The sequence below is a fragment of the Mycobacterium bulgaricum genome, from assembly GCF_041287165.2.
Taxonomy (GTDB): domain Bacteria; phylum Actinomycetota; class Actinomycetes; order Mycobacteriales; family Mycobacteriaceae; genus Mycobacterium; species Mycobacterium bulgaricum.
In genome coordinates this window covers 946,113-961,934 of record NZ_JBGGKV020000001.1, presented here as the reverse complement: position 1 = coordinate 961,934, position 15,822 = coordinate 946,113, and the positions used below count along the sequence as shown (strand labels likewise).

Annotated in this window: 19 protein-coding genes and 4 tRNA genes; 7 read left to right on the top strand and 16 right to left on the bottom strand. The window is 67.3% G+C overall.

Annotated elements, in window-relative coordinates; translation table 11 throughout:
- Positions 1-162: 162 nt before the first annotated feature.
- Positions 163-1,290, top strand: coding sequence for an MFS transporter (locus tag ACAG24_RS04780; protein WP_370471504.1), 1,128 nt, complete (start codon positions 163-165; stop codon positions 1,288-1,290).
- A gap of 12 nt (positions 1,291-1,302) precedes the next feature.
- On the opposite strand, the gene ACAG24_RS04775 is transcribed toward ACAG24_RS04780, so the two are convergent.
- Positions 1,303-2,196 carry a substrate-binding domain-containing protein gene (locus ACAG24_RS04775; protein ID WP_370471503.1) on the bottom strand — a complete coding sequence of 298 codons (894 nt, stop codon included), beginning with the start codon at positions 2,194-2,196 and terminating at the stop codon, positions 1,303-1,305.
- Between the two features lie 87 nt (positions 2,197-2,283).
- Here ACAG24_RS04775 and ACAG24_RS04770 point away from each other — a divergent pair, with 87 nt between their 5' ends.
- Positions 2,284-3,459, top strand: coding sequence for a pyridoxal phosphate-dependent aminotransferase (locus ACAG24_RS04770; protein WP_370471502.1), 1,176 nt, complete (start codon positions 2,284-2,286; stop codon positions 3,457-3,459).
- Positions 3,460-3,582: 123 nt separating this feature from the next.
- On the opposite strand, the gene ACAG24_RS04765 is transcribed toward ACAG24_RS04770, so the two are convergent.
- The 3 genes from ACAG24_RS04765 to ACAG24_RS04755 are packed head-to-tail and all read right to left on the bottom strand — an operon-like array spanning position 3,583 to position 5,595.
- A complete protein-coding gene (locus tag ACAG24_RS04765) occupies positions 3,583-4,023 on the bottom strand; it encodes an SRPBCC family protein (RefSeq protein WP_370471501.1) in 441 nt (146 codons plus the stop codon).
- Positions 4,024-4,081: 58 nt separating this feature from the next.
- A complete protein-coding gene (locus tag ACAG24_RS04760) occupies positions 4,082-5,158 on the bottom strand; it encodes a CaiB/BaiF CoA transferase family protein (RefSeq protein ID WP_370471500.1) in 1,077 nt (358 codons plus the stop codon).
- The gene (locus ACAG24_RS04755) at positions 5,155-5,595 is read right to left on the bottom strand and encodes an SRPBCC family protein (protein WP_370471499.1); all 441 of its coding nucleotides are present in this window, start codon (positions 5,593-5,595) and stop codon (positions 5,155-5,157) included. Before ACAG24_RS04755 ends, ACAG24_RS04760 begins: the two co-directional genes overlap by 4 nt.
- A 71-nt stretch (positions 5,596-5,666) precedes the next feature.
- On the opposite strand from ACAG24_RS04755, the gene ACAG24_RS04750 reads away from it, so the two are divergent.
- Together ACAG24_RS04750 and ACAG24_RS04745 are read left to right on the top strand one after the other, a co-directional pair.
- Positions 5,667-6,017 (top strand): UBP-type zinc finger domain-containing protein, encoded by a 351-nt coding sequence (locus tag ACAG24_RS04750; RefSeq protein ID WP_268785943.1) that lies wholly within the window; start codon positions 5,667-5,669, stop codon positions 6,015-6,017.
- A 33-nt stretch (positions 6,018-6,050) separates the two neighbouring features.
- Positions 6,051-6,203 (top strand): hypothetical protein, encoded by a 153-nt coding sequence (locus ACAG24_RS04745; RefSeq protein ID WP_370471498.1) that lies wholly within the window; start codon positions 6,051-6,053, stop codon positions 6,201-6,203.
- A 42-nt stretch (positions 6,204-6,245) separates the two neighbouring features.
- On the opposite strand, the gene ACAG24_RS04740 is transcribed toward ACAG24_RS04745, so the two are convergent.
- Together ACAG24_RS04740 and ACAG24_RS04735 are read right to left on the bottom strand one after the other, a co-directional pair.
- Complete coding sequence (locus tag ACAG24_RS04740; RefSeq protein ID WP_370471497.1) at positions 6,246-7,808, bottom strand: phytoene desaturase family protein; 1,563 nt, start codon at positions 7,806-7,808, stop codon at positions 6,246-6,248.
- Positions 7,809-7,868: 60 nt separating this feature from the next.
- Entirely contained in the window at positions 7,869-8,474 is a 606-nt protein-coding gene (locus ACAG24_RS04735) for a TetR/AcrR family transcriptional regulator (protein WP_370471496.1), read from the bottom strand.
- Positions 8,475-8,588: 114 nt separating this feature from the next.
- Here ACAG24_RS04735 and ACAG24_RS04730 point away from each other — a divergent pair, with 114 nt between their 5' ends.
- A complete protein-coding gene (locus tag ACAG24_RS04730; protein WP_370471495.1) occupies positions 8,589-9,383 on the top strand; it encodes an MBL fold metallo-hydrolase in 795 nt (264 codons plus the stop codon).
- On the opposite strand, the gene ACAG24_RS04725 is transcribed toward ACAG24_RS04730, so the two are convergent.
- The 5 genes from ACAG24_RS04725 to ACAG24_RS04705 all read right to left on the bottom strand — a co-directional run bounded on the left by ACAG24_RS04725 (position 9,380) and on the right by ACAG24_RS04705 (position 10,865).
- Complete coding sequence (locus tag ACAG24_RS04725) at positions 9,380-9,952, bottom strand: TetR/AcrR family transcriptional regulator (protein ID WP_370471793.1); 573 nt, start codon at positions 9,950-9,952, stop codon at positions 9,380-9,382. The genes ACAG24_RS04730 and ACAG24_RS04725 overlap by 4 nt on opposite strands.
- A 23-nt stretch (positions 9,953-9,975) precedes the next feature.
- Positions 9,976-10,533 carry a chorismate mutase gene (locus ACAG24_RS04720; RefSeq protein ID WP_370471494.1) on the bottom strand — a complete coding sequence of 186 codons (558 nt, stop codon included), beginning with the start codon at positions 10,531-10,533 and terminating at the stop codon, positions 9,976-9,978.
- A 25-nt stretch (positions 10,534-10,558) separates the two neighbouring features.
- Positions 10,559-10,635: transfer RNA gene (locus ACAG24_RS04715), tRNA-Phe, on the bottom strand.
- A gap of 41 nt (positions 10,636-10,676) precedes the next feature.
- A tRNA-Asp gene (locus ACAG24_RS04710) sits at positions 10,677-10,753 on the bottom strand.
- A gap of 39 nt (positions 10,754-10,792) precedes the next feature.
- Positions 10,793-10,865 (bottom strand) — tRNA-Glu (locus ACAG24_RS04705).
- 123 nt (positions 10,866-10,988) lie between these two features.
- Between ACAG24_RS04705 and ACAG24_RS04700 the strand changes: the two genes are divergently transcribed.
- Positions 10,989-11,064, top strand: a tRNA-Lys gene (locus ACAG24_RS04700).
- Between the two features lie 26 nt (positions 11,065-11,090).
- Here the strand turns inward: ACAG24_RS04700 and ACAG24_RS04695 are convergent.
- From ACAG24_RS04695 to ACAG24_RS04685, 3 genes are all read right to left on the bottom strand, one after another.
- Positions 11,091-11,813, bottom strand: a complete 723-nt coding sequence (locus ACAG24_RS04695) for a GAF and ANTAR domain-containing protein (RefSeq protein ID WP_370471493.1) — start codon at positions 11,811-11,813, stop codon at positions 11,091-11,093.
- A 213-nt stretch (positions 11,814-12,026) separates the two neighbouring features.
- The gene (locus ACAG24_RS04690; RefSeq protein WP_370471492.1) at positions 12,027-12,716 is read right to left on the bottom strand and encodes a VldE C-terminal domain-containing protein; all 690 of its coding nucleotides are present in this window, start codon (positions 12,714-12,716) and stop codon (positions 12,027-12,029) included.
- A gap of 121 nt (positions 12,717-12,837) precedes the next feature.
- The gene (locus ACAG24_RS04685; protein ID WP_370471491.1) at positions 12,838-13,734 is read right to left on the bottom strand and encodes a serine/threonine-protein kinase; all 897 of its coding nucleotides are present in this window, start codon (positions 13,732-13,734) and stop codon (positions 12,838-12,840) included.
- Between the two features lie 241 nt (positions 13,735-13,975).
- On the opposite strand from ACAG24_RS04685, the gene ACAG24_RS04680 reads away from it, so the two are divergent.
- Positions 13,976-14,068 (top strand): DUF2510 domain-containing protein, encoded by a 93-nt coding sequence (locus ACAG24_RS04680; RefSeq protein ID WP_370471490.1) that lies wholly within the window; start codon positions 13,976-13,978, stop codon positions 14,066-14,068.
- Between the two features lie 3 nt (positions 14,069-14,071).
- Here ACAG24_RS04680 and ACAG24_RS04675 read toward each other — a convergent pair whose 3' ends face one another.
- Together ACAG24_RS04675 and ACAG24_RS04670 are read right to left on the bottom strand one after the other, a co-directional pair.
- The gene (locus tag ACAG24_RS04675) at positions 14,072-14,719 is read right to left on the bottom strand and encodes a L,D-transpeptidase family protein (RefSeq protein WP_370471489.1); all 648 of its coding nucleotides are present in this window, start codon (positions 14,717-14,719) and stop codon (positions 14,072-14,074) included.
- Positions 14,720-14,740: 21 nt separating this feature from the next.
- A complete protein-coding gene (locus ACAG24_RS04670; RefSeq protein ID WP_370471488.1) occupies positions 14,741-15,760 on the bottom strand; it encodes an oxygenase MpaB family protein in 1,020 nt (339 codons plus the stop codon).
- Positions 15,761-15,822: the final 62 nt, after the last annotated feature.

Sequence of the window (15,822 nt, the reverse complement as noted above, 5' to 3'; positions counted from 1 at the left end):
CGCCCCAGGTCGCCCCTTGGGGCGGCCGGTCGACTGTTCCGTGGCGCGACTCGTGGTGCCTATAGTTGACCGCAATCGATTGCACACCCCTTCGCCCGATGGAGCGCCCATGCCGCCGGCTGGCACCGAAGTCACCAGGCACTCTGTGGCTGCGTCACACCGATGATCCTGATCCTGGCCGCGTTCGGGTCGATGGTCGACCGGTCGGTGATGCCCCCGCTGGTTCCGGTGATCGCCGACGACATGGGAGTCCCGGTCGAGGCGGTGGGCCAGTCGTTGACGGTGTACGCCGTGTCCTACGCGGCCTTTCAGTTGTTCTGGAGCACCCTGGCGGCGCGCCACGGCCGGGTTCGCGTGCTCGTCGTGTCCACCGGGCTCGGCGGTGTGGCCAATCTCGCCACCGCATTCGTCCAGGATCCGTTGACCTACAGCCTCGTTCGGGCACTGGCGGCTGCGGCCTTCGCGGCGACGATCACGACGGTGCTGATCTACTACGGCGAGACCCTGACGCTCAAACAGCGTGCCGTGGCCACGGCGAATCTGGCAGCTGCGATCTCGCTCGGCCTGGCGGCGGGCACGCTCGGCGCAGGGGCCATCGCGCAATGGTGGGGATGGCGCTGGACATTCGTCGTCGTCGCCGTCCTTTCGTTCGCGCTCATGCTCGGGCTACCGCGACTCCGCGAGGCTGCAGGCGACACTACGACGCGGCTGGGACCCTCGCTGCGGCGCCTGGCGGTAAACCGCTGGGCGGTAGCGATATTGGCGTTCACCGTCGTCGAGGGAGCGTTGCTGATCGGCGTGTTCAACTACCTCGCCGTGGCACTGCAGGAGACGGGCGCGACGGTGCTGGTCGCCGGCGCCGCGACCGCCGCGTTCGGCGCCTCGGTCGTCGTCGCCAGCCAGCTGATGAAGCTGATCCTGGGGCGCTGGCCGGCGTGGGTGCTGATGGCGCTGGCCGGTGCCGCGATCATCGGCGCCTACATGGCGGTGACCGTGGACATCGCGCTGACCACCGTGCTTGCGGCGGCGATCTTGCTCGGGTTGGCGTGGGCCCTCGGACACACCACGATGCAGACCTGGATGACCGATGCGGCCGCCGAAACCCGCGCCGTCGGCATGTCGTTCTTCTCGATCGCACTGTTCGTGGGGGCCTCGATCGGCGCAGCCGCCGGAAACGTGGCGGCCGGTGCGCACCGCTTCGATGTCCTGTTCACGCTCACCCTGATCGTGTCGGTGGGCTATGCGCTCGCGACGGGTATCGCCCGGGCCCGCTACGTGCTCAGAGAATGAGAGCCCCGCGCGTCAGGAGGCCAGCACCTCTTCGCGCACGAGCTCGTCGAATCGCGCGGTCACGTCGTCGAGTTGTGGTGCGGGCAGAAAGCGGCGGCGCAACGCGACCAGGGTCTCCAGCGAGGCCGAATCGACCGTCCCGTCGACCAGTCCGCGCGAGGGGTCGCGCAGTATCGCCACGTGCTCGGCGGCGGTCTCCGGGGTCAGGCTGAGCAACCGGCTGGCGGAATCGGTTGCCACATCGTCGAGTTCACCGGCGCTGAGCTGCCCCGCCACCTCGACCAGCACCCGCTGCAACCGCTCGACCTCGGGTGCGCCCGGCGCGTCCCGGAAACGCGCCAGCACGGTACCGAGGTAAGGGCCGAGCCGGGTGACATCGGCGAGAAGAGAACACCCGCCTTCGCGAGCAGTCAGCTCATTACCGGCATTGAGGACCGTCACGTCGCACTTGCCGGCCAGCAACGCGGCGGCCCGCCTCGGCGTCGACCCCAGCGCCACGGTCTCGAAATCTTCGCGCGCCGACCCGATCTCTTCGAGAAGGGCGTAGCAGACGAACGCGAACCCCGAGTGGGGCACATCGACAGCAAGCCGACCACCGGACGGCACGCCCTCCAGTCCGGGACGCGCCGCCAGGCTCAGCCCCAGCCCGCGATCGAGACCCGCGACGATCTCGACATCCAGCAATTCGCCGAGGGGATTGGCGGGCAGGAAGCGGTACGCCAGCACGTTGTCGGGGCTGGTGAACACCGCGTCGAACTCGCCCGCGCGCAACGACGCGAACTGCGCAGGCGACGACGGCACAGGCACATCGCGGACTTCGAGGCCCGCGGCAGCCAGCGCACCGGTCGTGCGGGCCACGTCGAGCAGGACCGAGGGACTGAACACACCAAGGGTTATCTGAGCCATTTGCTGCAATCGATTGTAGGGGTGCTGAACCGCAGCATACCGACCGCGAATACCTCGTGGCGAGAACGACCAATAGGCTCGGGTGCCATGACGGTTCGCGGACTGCAGCCCTACGCGGTGACGATCTTCGCCGAGATGTCAGCACTGGCCGCGCGCATCGGCGCGGTCAACCTCGGCCAGGGATTCCCCGACGAGGACGGTCCCCCCGCGATGCTCAAAGCCGCCGAGAACGCGATCGCCGAGGGCGTCAACCAGTATCCGCCCGGCCTGGGTCACGCCGCGCTGCGGCAGGCCATCGCCGACCAACGCAAACGCCGGTACGGCACCGAATACGATCCCGACACCGAGGTGCTCGTCACCGTAGGCGCCACCGAGGCCATCGCGTCCTCGGTCCTCGGGCTCGTCGAACCCGGCTCCGAGATCCTGCTGATCGAACCGTTCTACGACTCCTACTCTCCCGTCATCGCGATGGCCGGGTGCCACCGGCGCGCGGTTCCCTTGCGGCGAGACGGCCGCCGATTCGCGATCGACATCGAGGCTCTGCGCGCCGCGGTGACACCGAAAACAAAGGCACTGATTGTCAATTCGCCGCACAACCCGACCGGGATGATCGCCTCCGACGACGAACTGCGCGGGCTCGCGGAACTCGCCGTGTCGGCCGACCTGCTGGTGATCACCGACGAGGTCTACGAACATCTGGTGTTCGACGGTAGGCACCATCGGCCGCTCGCCAACTATCCCGGGATGGCCGAGCGCACGATCACCATCTCCAGCGCGGGGAAGATGTTCAACGCAACGGGCTGGAAGGTCGGGTGGGCTTGCGGGTCAAGCGATCTCATCGCCGGGGTGCGTGCCGCCAAGCAGTACCTGACCTACGTCGCCGGTGCGCCGTTCCAACCCGCGGTCGCCCAGGCTCTGAACAACGAGGACGCCTGGGTCGACGCGCTGTGCGCCTCGTTCCAGGCCCGTCGCGACAGACTCGGTTCGGCGTTGCGCGAGATCGGCTTCGACGTGTTCGACAGCTTCGGAACGTACTTCCTGTGCGTGGACCCCCGCCCCCTCGGATATGACGACAGCACGACGTTCTGCGCGCAGCTTCCCGAGAAGGTCGGTGTCGCGGCGATCCCCATGTCCGCGTTCTGCGATCCGGCCGCCCCGCACGCCGGTGAGTGGAAACACCTGGTGCGCTTCGCGTTCTGTAAGCGCGACGAGACGCTCGACGAAGCGATTCGCCGGCTGCAGACCCTGAAGCTCCCCGGCTAGTCCCCACTGGCACCCGCACCGCGGCTCGCGATTCCGACCGTCCAGATCGGCGAGGGCGTCCATCACGGCGGTCCTGGGCGCCTCGATGAGGATCTCCCGCGACGCCCGGATCGCCCCGATGCCCTACCGCGCGACTGCCAGGACGCGCCGGCGTAGCTCTTCCAAGGCCACGTCCAGCACCATCTTCTTGGCGCGCCGCACCAGGAAGGTCGGGTACGGCGCGGCGAGATCGAGGATCAGGTCGAAACGCACCCGCGTTCGCTGCTCGCCGACGGGGGTCAGGTTGTATTCGCCGTGCTGGCAGCGCTGCCGGGACGTCTGCTCGGCATCCCACACCACCCAGTCGTCGCCCCAGTGGTACTCAAGCGTCTCGTTGTCGGACAGGCCCATGATCTTGACGGTGGCCTTGACGTGATGCGGTCTACCGTCGGGATGGCGGTCCACCACCTGGGCGCGCTTGTGTAGCGATGACCACGAGGACACTGCCTCGATGTCCGCCAGGGCGTCCATGATCGCCTCCGGCGGGGCTTCGATCTCCACTTCGCTGGAAGCTCGCACCGCCATGAGAGCAAATGTTAGCAACCGATCAGCCTCGCGCAGAGGATTTCGCAGCTAACGTCGATCACCAGCCGATCCGGTCGATCGGCGTCAGCTGCTGCGGAGGTCGGCCGACAGGTCCCGGCGGCGTTCGAGAAAAGCGCGGCGCGGGTGCGGCCTGATCGACACCCTGCGCTGTCACGATCGTTTCGCGGGCCCGGAGATGCTCGCTGCGCGCGGCCTCGTGCCACGTCAGCACCGGTGTGACGCAGGCATCGGTGCCTGCGAAGATCTCCGCCCATTCGTCTCGGGTTCTCTTCGCGAAGCATTCGGCGAACAGCTCGTGCATCGCGGGATAGGACGCTCGGTCGAGTTGCTGTGGTAACTGGTCGGCGTCGAGTTCGAGTCCCGTCAGCAATTGCGCGTAGAACTGGGGCTCGATCGCGCCCACCGCCACGTATCGGCCGTCGGCCGTTTCGTAGGTGCGGTAGAACGGGGCGCCGCCGTCGAGGAGGAACGACTCGCGCTCGTCGCGCAGCGCACCGGTCGCCTTCATCGTCCACGCCATCTGCGACAGCATGCTGACCCCGTCGACCATCGCGGCGTCGATCACCTGCCCCCTGCCGGAGTGCTCGCGCTCGTAGAGCGCGGCGACGATGCCGACCAGCACGAGCATCGACCCGCCGCCGAAATCGGCGACGAGGTTCAGCGGCGCGACGGGCGGCCGGTCCCGGTAGCCGATGGCCGACAGCACACCCGTCTGCGACAGGTAGTTGATGTCGTGGCCCGCCGACATCGCCAGCGGACCATGTTGGCCCCACCCCGTGATACGCGCAAAAACCAAGCGCGCATTGATTTTTTCGCAGTCCTGCGGACCGATGCCGAGCCGCTCGCAGGTGCCGGGCCGGAAGCCGTCGATCAGCACGTCGGCCTTGGCGATCAGATGGAGCAGCTTCGCGCGGTCCGTCTTGAGGTCGAGGTCGACGACCCGCTTGCCGCGGTGCAGCAGGTCGACGTTCTCAGCGGGCATCTGCAACCCGCCCGGACGCCGCACGCGCACGACGTCGGCGCCGAGATCCGCGAGCATCATCGCTGCGTGCGGACCGGGCCCGATGCCGCCGAGCTCGATCACCCGGATCCCGGCCAGCGGGCCCGCACTCACCCCTTCAGTACCTTGTGCACCTGCTTTTTCAGGCCCTCGGTCGCCGTCTCGACACCACCCTTCATCGTCCGCTTCAGGATGAACCCGGGAAGCGGCACCGACAGGTCGATCGATATGTCGAACCGCACGCGCGTCTTGGCGCCCTCCGGCGTCAGCGTGTACCCGGCGTCCTGCGCCTTCAACTGGCCGGCCGAGACCAGCGTCCACGTCACTTCGTTGTCGCCCCAGGTGTATTCGATCACCTGCTCGTCGGTCAGACCCGCCGCCTTGACCGTCATCTTGACCTGCTTGGGCCTGCCGTTGTCGAAACGCTCGAGCACCTCGGCCTTCTGATACTGCGGCGACCAGTCCGGCGTCGACTCGACGTCAGCAATGACGTCGAGGATCTGCTCGGGGGTGGCGTCGATAACGACCTCGCGGGAGTCCTTGGTTGCCATGGCGAGACCATAGACCACCGCGGTCGGCGTTCGGATCGAGATCCCGGGACTGCACCCGTAGGCTCGTACGCGTGAGCACTGTTGATCCGACGGTTCCTCCCAGCGGCACGGGCTGCGTCGAATGCGACGCCGATGGGGGCTGGTGGGTGCACCTGCGACGGTGTGCGGCATGCGGGCACATCGGCTGCTGTGACGACTCCCCGGCCAAGCACGCGTCGGCGCACTGGCGCTCCAGCGGCCATCCGATCATCCGGTCGTTCGAGCCCGGCGAGGACTGGTTCTGGAACTACGACACCAACTCCTACTACGACGGTCCCGAGCTCGCCCCGCCCGAGAGCAGGCCCGCCGACGAGACGGTGCCGGGTCCCCGCGGCCGGGTGCCCGCCGACTGGATGGCTCAACTGCAGGCCGGCCGCGGCTGAATGAACCCGCCGGTGGCGGGGTAGTACAGCGCGGTGACCAAAGACAAACCAGAAACCACCGAGACCGACACCGCACCCACGAACACCGACGACGATGTGGTGACCGATCCGTCCAAGGGCGACGACGACGGCAACGACTGGTCGGACGAGGGCGGCGCAACCCCGACCGGCCCCGCCACCGAGTGATTCGGCGCGCGAAACGACGCTCGGCGTCGTCGAGCGATTCGCTCAACCGCGGTCGGCCAGCGCCTGCTGGGCCGCGTTGTAGCCCGGGATGAACGTGATGCCGGGGCCACCGTGACAACCGGCACTGGCCAGGTACAGGCCGTCGACCGGAATCGGTTGATCCACATAGCCTTTCGGACCGGGCCGGTTGCGGCCCATCTGCTCCGGATGGATGAGTCCGTGGCAGTAGTCACCACCGGGTGCACCGAACATGGTGCGCATGTGTTTCGGCGTGAAGGTGGTGTGGCGCAGGATCAGGCTTTCGAAGTCCGGTGCGAGCCTGGTGATCTTCTCGATGACCCGCTTCCCCATCTCGACCTTCAACTCGCCGTAGCCGGCGCGCGCCTCCGAGAGCGGGAACCACAGTGAGAACGCCGACACCGCATGCTTGCCCGGCGGCGCCAGGTTCGGATCGTTGGCCGACGGAATCTGCAGCGCGATGGCCGGGTCGGCAGGCACGACGCCCCGCTGCGAATCCTCCCACTGCTGCTGCAGTTCCTCCGGGGTGGTGAAAATGCCGATGGCCGACTGGTATTCGGGATCGTTGAGCACCTCGTAGGGTGCGGCGAACGTAGGCGGGCCGTCCAGCGCGAAGTGCATCTGCAGATAGCTGCCGCGGTGGTCGATGTGGGAGAACCTTTCCCGCAGTTCCGCGGGAATTGCGCCGCCGTCGATGAGCGTGTTGACCGTGAGGTCGGGCGCGAGGTTGGACACCACGATCGGTGCGGTCAGCGTGGACCCGCCCTCCACACGGACCCCGGTGACGCGCCCTCCGTCGACGAGGATCTCGTCGACCTTGCTGCGCAGCCGCAGTTCGCCACCTGCTGCGGTGAACAGCGTGAGCAGGTGTTCGGTCACCGCGCCCATGCCGCCGACGAACTTCTTGATCAGCGTCGCGTTCTCGTCGGGAACCGCCAGCCCGAACGCCAGAGCCGCGGCGCTGCCGGGTGTGCAGGGTCCGCGATAGGTCGTGTTGACGGCGAGGAAGGCGAGCATGCCGCGCAGGGCGCCGTGCTTCTCGCGGTCGGGCAGATAGCGGTCGAGCACGTCGGTGACCGATCCGAACAGAATGTCGCTGACTGCTTGCCGCTCGAATTCGTTTGTCGCGCAGGCGAACATCTCGTCCAATGTTTTCGGCGACTGTCCCGCGTCGAAACGCCCCAGGGCCCGCGTCGGCGCCTGGCACCACGCCATCAACCCCGCCATGCCGTTGACGGCCTCGGCACCGTGCACCTCGTTGAGGTGCGTCAACAGCTTCATCGGGTCGGTGTAGTAGATCAGCGGGTCGTCGCCAATGCCGCGCAACTGCACCGACATCACGTCGAGGTCGACGGTCGGGAGCTCGTCGAGCCCCAGCGCGTCGCTGACGACCGACGAGGTGGGCACCTGGACGGACCCGGCGATCTCGAACCGGAAGCCGTCGAAGAGTTCGACGGTCGAGGCCATCCCGCCGGCATAGAGCTTGAAATCCAGGCACAGGGTGCGCAACCCCGCCTGCTGCAACAGTGCCGCTGCGGTGAGGCCGTTGTGCCCCGCACCGACGACGATCGCGTCGAAGTCCGTCATGGGCTGAGGCTGACACGGTGCTCATGTTTTGTCAATAATGACAAAACATGACAGCGCGGCTCAGGCCGGGTCGTCGATCCCGGTGCGCAGCAGTTGCAACGCATGCCGGCAGAGCCGATCCAATTCGGGAAGCGACCTGTCGTCGCCGAGCATCCACACCTCCATCGCACCGAACACCGCCGCGGCGATGCAGCGTGCGGTGACGGTGATGCGCATCCGCTCGTCCGTGCCCGGCGAAGCGCCGTCGGTCTTGGTCATGTGCTCTTCGACCGCCTCGGCGAAGTCCGCCTCGACCTGTCGGATGTGACGCACGATGCGACTAGCGTCGAGTTCCTCGGAACGCATCGTCGCGATCTTGGTGACCGCCCAGCCGTCATAGGGCGAATCCATGATCGCGGCCTGCACGGACTCGATGATCGGGTCGTCGGGCGAGCGTGCCGCCAGTGCGGACCGGAACCAGTGCAGTCCGGCGTCGTAGTCGGCGAACAGCAGGTCGTGCTTGGACGCGAAGTGCCGGTAGAACGTCCGCAAGGACACCCCGGCGTCGGCGGCGATCTGCTCGGCCGTCGTCTCTTCTACGCCCTGCGCGAGGAAGCGCACCACGGCGGCCTGCCGCAGCGCCTCCCTCGTTCGCTCGCTGCGCACCGTCTGAGCAGGCCGGACCATGTGCGTAAATTACCCCACCGACCGCCCACGATTTCGAACAAAATCGTCTGATTTGACTTGCGAACCGGTCAGTCCGTTGACTGACCTCCAGCAAGCCATACCGGGGGGTCGTTTGTGAAAGTTCACCATCTCAATTGCGGAACGCTGCGGCCGGTGGCGACTCCCGATGTCGTGTGCCACGTACTGGTGGTCGAGTCCGATGCCGGTCTGGTTCTGGTCGACTCCGGATTCGGCACGCGCGACTGCGCCAACCCCGCAGAGTTCGGACGTGTCAGGCGACGGCTGTTGGGCCCGGTGCTCGACGACACGGAGACCGCGGCACACCAACTTCCGCTTCTGGGTTTCGCGCTGTCCGATGTCCGGCACATCATCGTGACCCACTTCGATTTCGACCACATCGGTGGGCTCGCGGACTTCCCCGACGCCCAGGTGCACGTGACCGCGGTAGAAGCGTTCAGCGCCATGCGATCTCGCGCGATCCCCAACCGCGTGCGCTATCAATCCTCCCAGTGGGCGCACGGGCCGCGGATCGTCGAGCACGACATCGACGGTGAGCCGTGGCGCGGTTTCGCCGCCGCGAGGGAACTGACCGAGATCGGACCCGGTTTTGCGATGGTGTCCATGCCCGGACACACCGACGGGCATGCGTGCGTGGCCGTCGACGCGGGTGATCGCTGGTTACTGCACGCCGGTGACGCCTTCTTCCACATCAGCCAGGTCGCCGGCGGGACACCTCCGATGCCGAAAGCGTTGGCGGGGTTCGAGTTGACCGTGGCCAAGGACCGAAAGAAGGTCAGGGACAACCACTCTCGACTGGCCGAGCTGTACCGGCGCCAGGAGCCCGATCTGCGCATCCTGTGCGCCCACGACCCCACGCTGTTCGAGCGCGCGAAGGCCGAAAGCTCCTAGCCTGCGTGCGAACTCAGCAGCGCGATGGATGCGTCGACGGCCTCGTCGGTCACGTCGCTCATCCTGCCACCCTCTTCGACGGTGATGGCTGTGAGTTCGCGGAGGCCACCCAGGAGCATGATGATTCGGCTGCGCGACACGGGACCGATGCCCGCCGCGCGGAATTCGTCGGTGGCGCCCAGAGTCCCGACCATGTCGATGAAGTTGTCCATAGCGTCGCGCTGAAGTTCGCGTGCGACGGGCCCGAGTGAGGGCACGTCGCGAATCCAGCTGAGCATCAACGCCGAACGGGCTTCACCGGAAGAGATCCACGCCTCGATGGCCTGCCGCACCTGCTTCTGCCACGGGGCGCTGGGGTCGACGGCCTCCGAGATCTGCCGGATCTGATCGGCGTTGGCGTCCGACAGCAGGGCGACGAAACACGCTTCCCTGCTGTCGAAATGCTCGTAGAAGGTGCGACGCGACGTCCTGGCTCGCCGCACGATGTCGGCGACGGTGGTCTTCGGGTAACCGTCCTCAGCGATCGACTCTTCGAGCGCGTCGAGCAGCCGCTGGCGAAAATCTTTCATGTCACCCGACATGGTCCCATGTTCTAGCGGCAGTAGTTGCGCGTCGCGAAGTCGATGGCCTGCCGGTAGAGCGGATCCAGGCCGCGTTGCTGAACGACCGTCGCCTTGGCCTGGTCGAGCTCGGGTCGGCAGGCCGGCGAGTGCAGCTTGCCCCACTCGTCGGCCATCAACGTCACCATCTCGCGGTTGAGCGCGTCGATGACCCCGCGCGACGAGGCCAGGTCCGGCGAGTCGACGGGCGCGACGGCCGGGTCGAACTTCCATTGCGCCAGGCGCGTGTACTCGATCGCCACCGTTGCGTCGATCTGGTCGCGGAACGCCGTCGTCACGTAGGCGGGGTCGATGTCGAGGGTGGTCGCCTCGGCCGAGGCCGCGTCGAGCACCTGCTGCTCACGCGCCGGGTCTTCGATCAGCCCACCGGTGTGGAACTTGTTGGCGGCGACGGGTTCGGCGACCTGCAATCGACGGGTGGCGGCGTCGACCAGATCGACGAGCGTGCTGTTCGGTTGCGCGGCCGCGGCAGGCGCAATAAGCGTCGCGAACACACAGGCAACGAAGGCGGAGGCGAGGAGACGAGTCATCGCAGACCATCATGCACCGAAGTAGTGGTGGCCAGGGCCGGGATCGAACCGGCGACCTTCCGCTTTTCAGGCGGACGCTCGTACCAACTGAGCTACCTGGCCGGACGGCACCGATCACTTGCCTGGCAAGTGCCTCGCCGTGATGGCGACCCTGACGGGACTCGAACCCGCGACCTCCGCCGTGACAGGGCGGCGCGCTAACCAACTGCGCCACAGGGCCTTACTGTGTTGCTCCTCCCACCGTAGTGGTCGTCGCGCGTACCCCCAACGGGATTCGAACCCGTGCTACCGCCGTGAAAGGGCGGCGTCCTAGGCCACTAGACGATGGGGGCCTATTCCGAATTCCTCCGGGGCACTCGCAACTCTCATGCCGTTGGGAGCTTCGATAGCTTAGGGTACCGACACCCAAATCCTCAAACGGGCTGCGTGCCGTATCCTTTCCGAGTCACGCACAAGCCCCTATAGCTCAGTCGGTAGAGCTACGGACTTTTAATCCGCAGGTCCCAGGTTCGAGCCCTGGTGGGGGCACCACAACCCTTCGGCGCGCCGGGGGCCGCTCAGTCGGCCCGCCCCTCCGAGCGGGTCCGTACGACCAGGTCGGCAAGCTCGGCGAGCTTGACGTTGTCCTCCTGGGACAGCCGGCGAAGCAGGTCGAACGCCTCGATCGCGTCGATGTCATAGCGCTCCATCAGGATGCCCTTGGCCTGGCCGATGACGTCGCGGCTGGCCAGCGCACTGCGAAACTGGCGTTCGCGGTGCAGAGAGTTCCACGCCAACGTTGTGTGGGTGGCGTAGACGATGCCCACCTCCATGGAGTCCGCGGTGAAGGCGCCCGGGGATTCCGCGAGGAAATTGAGCGCAGCCAGACTCCTGCCCTCGGTGTGCAGTTCGAACGACAGCACCGAACGCACCGGGGTCCGGGTGACGGCGGCCTCCCGGTAATTCGGCCAGCGGTCATCGTCCGCCAGGTCAGCGATCGCCACCATGTGTCCGGCCCAGGCCGCCGACAGGCATGGGCCCTCGCCGACCTGATGCTGTACGTCGTCGAGAATCTCGGCGTATTCGTGGGTGCCCGCAATCGAGGAGACCTGGCCCGATTCGCCGACCATGGTGATTCCCGCGTAGTCCGCGCCCGGGACGGCATCGACCGCGGTGGCGACCAGCGACCGCAAGGCCTCGTCGGGATCGACCTCTCCCCGGCGCTGCATCTCGTCGAGCTTCTGCAGAGCGTCCTGAAGGTGGTATCGCTCGCTGGACACATGGCGTTGTTCGGCAACCACGACCGCATTTTCAGAAATCGGAGGGCAGCCGCGCAAGCCGTGTCCGCCCTTGGACAGCAGGTCAGGGCAATCAGTCAGCGAAACGTCACGAATTGTCGGGTGCCCCAGGATCCGCGAAGGCCGCGGCCATGCCGCCAAGCAGCCGCGAACGCGCTCAAATGCACGCGACACGCCTGCAGACGGCGCGCGGACACGCGCGCTCGCGGTGCCGGATCAGCGGTAGTAGATCTCGTCCCCGTCGGGGTAGCCGCCACCGGTCGTCGTCACGTGTACGTGGTCGTAGTGTCCGTAGCCGCCGGACCGGGCTCCGCCGGGGGTGTAGTACACCCCGCGCCAGATGGCGTCCTGGATGCCGAAGCGCTGGACGTTCTCCAGCACGTACGCCACGATCTGATTGCCGAGCGCGATGCCGGCCTCAGAGTTCGGGTCGGGGATCATCACGTCGAGCGCGAGACCGTCAGGATGCCACCGCAGCGCGTCCTGGCGGACGCCACCGATGTTGTTGATCTCCGGGAAGACGGCGCTGATATTGCGGGCGGCGAGGATGGTCCGCACCTGCAGGCCTCTCTCGGGGGCCACACCGGCGGGCAGGGTCCTGCTGACGACCCGCCATCGGGACGCTGACACCAGCGATGCGGGGGTGGCGCCGGCGCTACCCGGATCGGTCAGCAGGGCCGGTTCCGGCGCGGCCGGGGGCGCGGCGACGATCTCGACGCTCCACGGCGCCGGATGCTCCACCTCGGGCGCAGGCGCGGCGACCGGCTCTGGTTCGACGACGGGCATCGGCCCGGTGTCGGACTGAGCGCCCAGCAGGACCGCCGCCGGAGCCAACGCGGTCAACGCATACACCGACGGATTACGCCGCTTCTTCGGTAGGGAGTGCCGACCCACGCCCAGCAACATAACGAAAAATCTCGCAAACTACACCATCGAACTTCAGAACTGAACTCGGCGCGCCAATCGTTACCCGACTGCGACCGGGTGGTTAGCAACGCTCTATCCGCAGGTCAGTGCGCGTATTCCGCTACACCACGACCAGTAATCCCGCGAGCAACACGACGAGCACAATCGCGATGGCGGCCAGCGCGGCACCGACGCGGCGCGGACGCTCCGCGGGGGCTTCGAGACTTGCGCGCATCTCGTCGGCGGTCGCGAACCGCCAGCGCGGATCGCGCGCCATCGCACGCTCGATCGTCGCCACCAACGCGGGGTCGACATCGGGCCGCAATGCCGACAGTGGCACCACCTGGCCGGCGCCGATCGCGTCGGCCAGCGCGGTCAGGTTGTCCTGTGGGTACGCGCGCCTGGCCGTCAGTGCCTCGTAGGCCACTACGCCGAGTGCGTAGAGGTCGTCGCTCGGCGTGGCCGGTCTACCGGCGATCCGGTCGGCGGGCAGGTAGGCCATCGTCCCGAACACCCGGTTCGTCAGCGTCTGCGGGGTGTCGGGGCTCTTGGCGACACCGAAGTCGGCGATCTTCACCCCGCCGTGGTGGGTGAACAGGATGTTGGCGGGCTTGATGTCGCGATGCAGAACTCCGCAGGAGTGCGCGGCGCTCAGGGCGGACAGCACGTCACGCATGATCGCCCGCACGTGGTCGGGGTGCAGCGGTCCGTTGCGCGCCAGCACGTCGGCCAGATTCTGCCCGGGCAGGCGCTCCAAGACGATGTAGTGCCTGCCGTCGTGCACCCCGGAGTCGTGGACGGCGACGACGTGCGGGTGGTTGAGTGCCGCCGCGGCGCGCGCTTCCGTCGCGAAGCGCCGACGGGTGTCGGGTTGTGTCGTCACCGACGGGTAAAGCAGCTTCACGGCCACGGGCCGGCCGAGCCGCTTGTCCCAGGCGTCGCGGACCTCGGCCATACCGCCACGGCCGAGGACGCGCCCCAACTCGTAGCGGCCGCCCAGGGTTTCCGGCGCCTGCATACCTCCCAAGCTAACCGGTCTGGGCCGGACGCAAACCTGACGCGCGGGCGGGGCCTCCCCAGATCACGCTTCGCGCGGCGGCAAGGTGTCTGCCGGATCGTAGGATCAAGTTCGATGCGCGACAGGCGAGTTCACCAACCTTTCGGCCGCCGTCACCCCGCGGTGACGGTGGTGGCAGCGGTGACGGCTGCGTGGTGGCTGTGGCAGGGCTGGTACGAGGCTCTACGGCCGTTACCGGCCGATGGGACCCGACTGGTATCCCGATCCCCACAACCCTCGCCGGCTGTGCTACTGCGACGGCCTCGCATGGACGCCACACGTCGCGCCCCGCTGAGCGTCAGACCGTCGGGGGGCCGGGGAGCCCGACGCCGATGGCGATCTGCGGCTGGGCGGCGGGGTCGAGCCACTGCAGGATCGACCGCATCTGGTCGCGACCGATCGCCACGCATCCCCAGGTGGGCTCCCCATCGGATACATGCAGAAAGATGCCTGCCGAGCGGCCGGGTATCCGCGCCGGGTTGTGGTCGATGAGGACCGCGTAGTCGTAGATCGGACCGGAGTCGTACAAGTTCTCGGCGTCGCCGGAATCGATCTCCTCGGCGTGGACGTGGGTGTTGTAGGTCGGCGAGCGGACGTCCTCGTCCCACCAATCCGCATCCGTCGCTTGGAAATACGGCATCCTGGTGCCCGGATCCGGTTCCCGTCCGAAGGCCTGCCCCAGCGGGAACGTCCCTTCGGGCGTGCGGAACACGTCGTCTTCGGGCTGACCGACGCCCAGCGACCCCAGGTCGGCCCGGGTGGGGCCGACGACCACCCGCCAGCGATCGCCGACGCGTTCGTAGGCCGACAGGGTTGCCGTCGGCGAATGCGGCGCAGGCGCGCTCACGACGATCATCTGGGTCGGGGAGGACGCCTGGGCGGTCGAGACGGTGCCCGACAGGGCCGCCGTCACCGCACCGACGACGGCCGTCAGCTTTCGTCGCACCCTACGAACGTAGCGCGGCGCTCAGACCTTCGGGCTGTAGAAGTGGGGGTCGTCGCGGTACTCGACGGGCGGCAGGTTGCGCGCCGGGGTCTGCACCAACGGTGCGTCGACCGGCAGCCGACCGGTGGCGCGGTCCCACGCCGAGCGCTTCCGCGGGTGCATCATCATGCGCTTGGGCATCAGCTTCACCACGCGGTAGACGACCTTGCCGAACAACCGGTGCGCACGTTCCTGCCGAGGTGACCAGGTGTAGCCCATCAGCTCGCGGACCGCCGGGTCGAACAGCCCCACCGTCGTGAAGTTGAAGAACCGTTGCATGACAATCAGATTCAGTCGCCACAGCCAGTCGGGCATCCACTCCAGCGACGGATGCTTCGTCATCGTCGACAGGTCGAGCACCGTCCTGGCCGCCCAGTTGTTCTCAAGCACGTTGTGACACATGTGATCCCAATACTCCTGGAATTCCTCCCAGGACCTCGGGACCGGCCGCATGCTCATGCCGTACATGCGGTACCACGTGACGTGTTCGTCGAACAGCTGGCGTTTCTGCGCCTCGGTGAGCCCGCCGCCCAGCCATTCGGCGGCCAGCAGCGTCGACTTGAAGAACGTCGCGTGCGCCCAGTAGAAGACCTCTGGGTTGAGGGCGCTGTACCGGCGGCCCTGGTCGTCGACGCCCTTGATCCCGATGTGGTAGTCGCGGACCTCGGCGCCGGTCTGCGGGGCGCGGTGCCCGTCGAAGACCACTCCCCCGATCGGATACACCGACCGGAACAGCCGCGGCATCCGTTCGATGAAGAAGATGGAGTGCTTCTCGACCGCGGCGCCCAACTGTGGGTGCATGTTCTGCATCGAGCCGGCCCACGGGCCCTGCAACATCCCCGTCCACTGACCGAAGTACCGCCACGTCAGCGAATCGGGCCCGAGCGGCACCGGCGGGGCGTCGTAACCGCCGCCGGTCACGGGGCAACCGGCCGCCGAGACATCCGGCTCGGCACCGGATGTGCTGGTCACGGGGCCTGCCGCGGACGTATCTTGAGTCACTACTGCTCTTCTCGCCGACGAATCACGATATTTTGACTACACACGTTGTCATCAACGGAGCT

Excerpts from the sequence above, each read along its gene's own strand:
- ACAG24_RS04780 (WP_370471504.1), top strand. The coding sequence starts at position 163 with ATGATCCTGATCCTGGCCGCGTTCGGGTCGATGGTCGACCGGTCGGTG.
- ACAG24_RS04775 (WP_370471503.1), bottom strand. The coding sequence starts at position 2,196 with ATGGCTCAGATAACCCTTGGTGTGTTCAGTCCCTCGGTCCTGCTCGAC.
- ACAG24_RS04770 (WP_370471502.1), top strand. The coding sequence starts at position 2,284 with ATGACGGTTCGCGGACTGCAGCCCTACGCGGTGACGATCTTCGCCGAG.
- ACAG24_RS04765 (WP_370471501.1), bottom strand. The coding sequence starts at position 4,023 with ATGGCGGTGCGAGCTTCCAGCGAAGTGGAGATCGAAGCCCCGCCGGAG.
- ACAG24_RS04755 (WP_370471499.1), bottom strand. The coding sequence starts at position 5,595 with ATGGCAACCAAGGACTCCCGCGAGGTCGTTATCGACGCCACCCCCGAG.
- ACAG24_RS04740 (WP_370471497.1), bottom strand. The coding sequence starts at position 7,808 with ATGACGGACTTCGACGCGATCGTCGTCGGTGCGGGGCACAACGGCCTC.
- ACAG24_RS04735 (WP_370471496.1), bottom strand. The coding sequence starts at position 8,474 with ATGGTCCGGCCTGCTCAGACGGTGCGCAGCGAGCGAACGAGGGAGGCG.
- ACAG24_RS04725 (WP_370471793.1), bottom strand. The coding sequence starts at position 9,952 with ATGAAAGATTTTCGCCAGCGGCTGCTCGACGCGCTCGAAGAGTCGATC.
- ACAG24_RS04720 (WP_370471494.1), bottom strand. The coding sequence starts at position 10,533 with ATGACTCGTCTCCTCGCCTCCGCCTTCGTTGCCTGTGTGTTCGCGACG.
- ACAG24_RS04690 (WP_370471492.1), bottom strand. The coding sequence starts at position 12,716 with ATGTTGCTGGGCGTGGGTCGGCACTCCCTACCGAAGAAGCGGCGTAAT.
- ACAG24_RS04685 (WP_370471491.1), bottom strand. The coding sequence starts at position 13,734 with ATGCAGGCGCCGGAAACCCTGGGCGGCCGCTACGAGTTGGGGCGCGTC.
- ACAG24_RS04680 (WP_370471490.1), top strand. The coding sequence starts at position 13,976 with ATGGGACCCGACTGGTATCCCGATCCCCACAACCCTCGCCGGCTGTGC.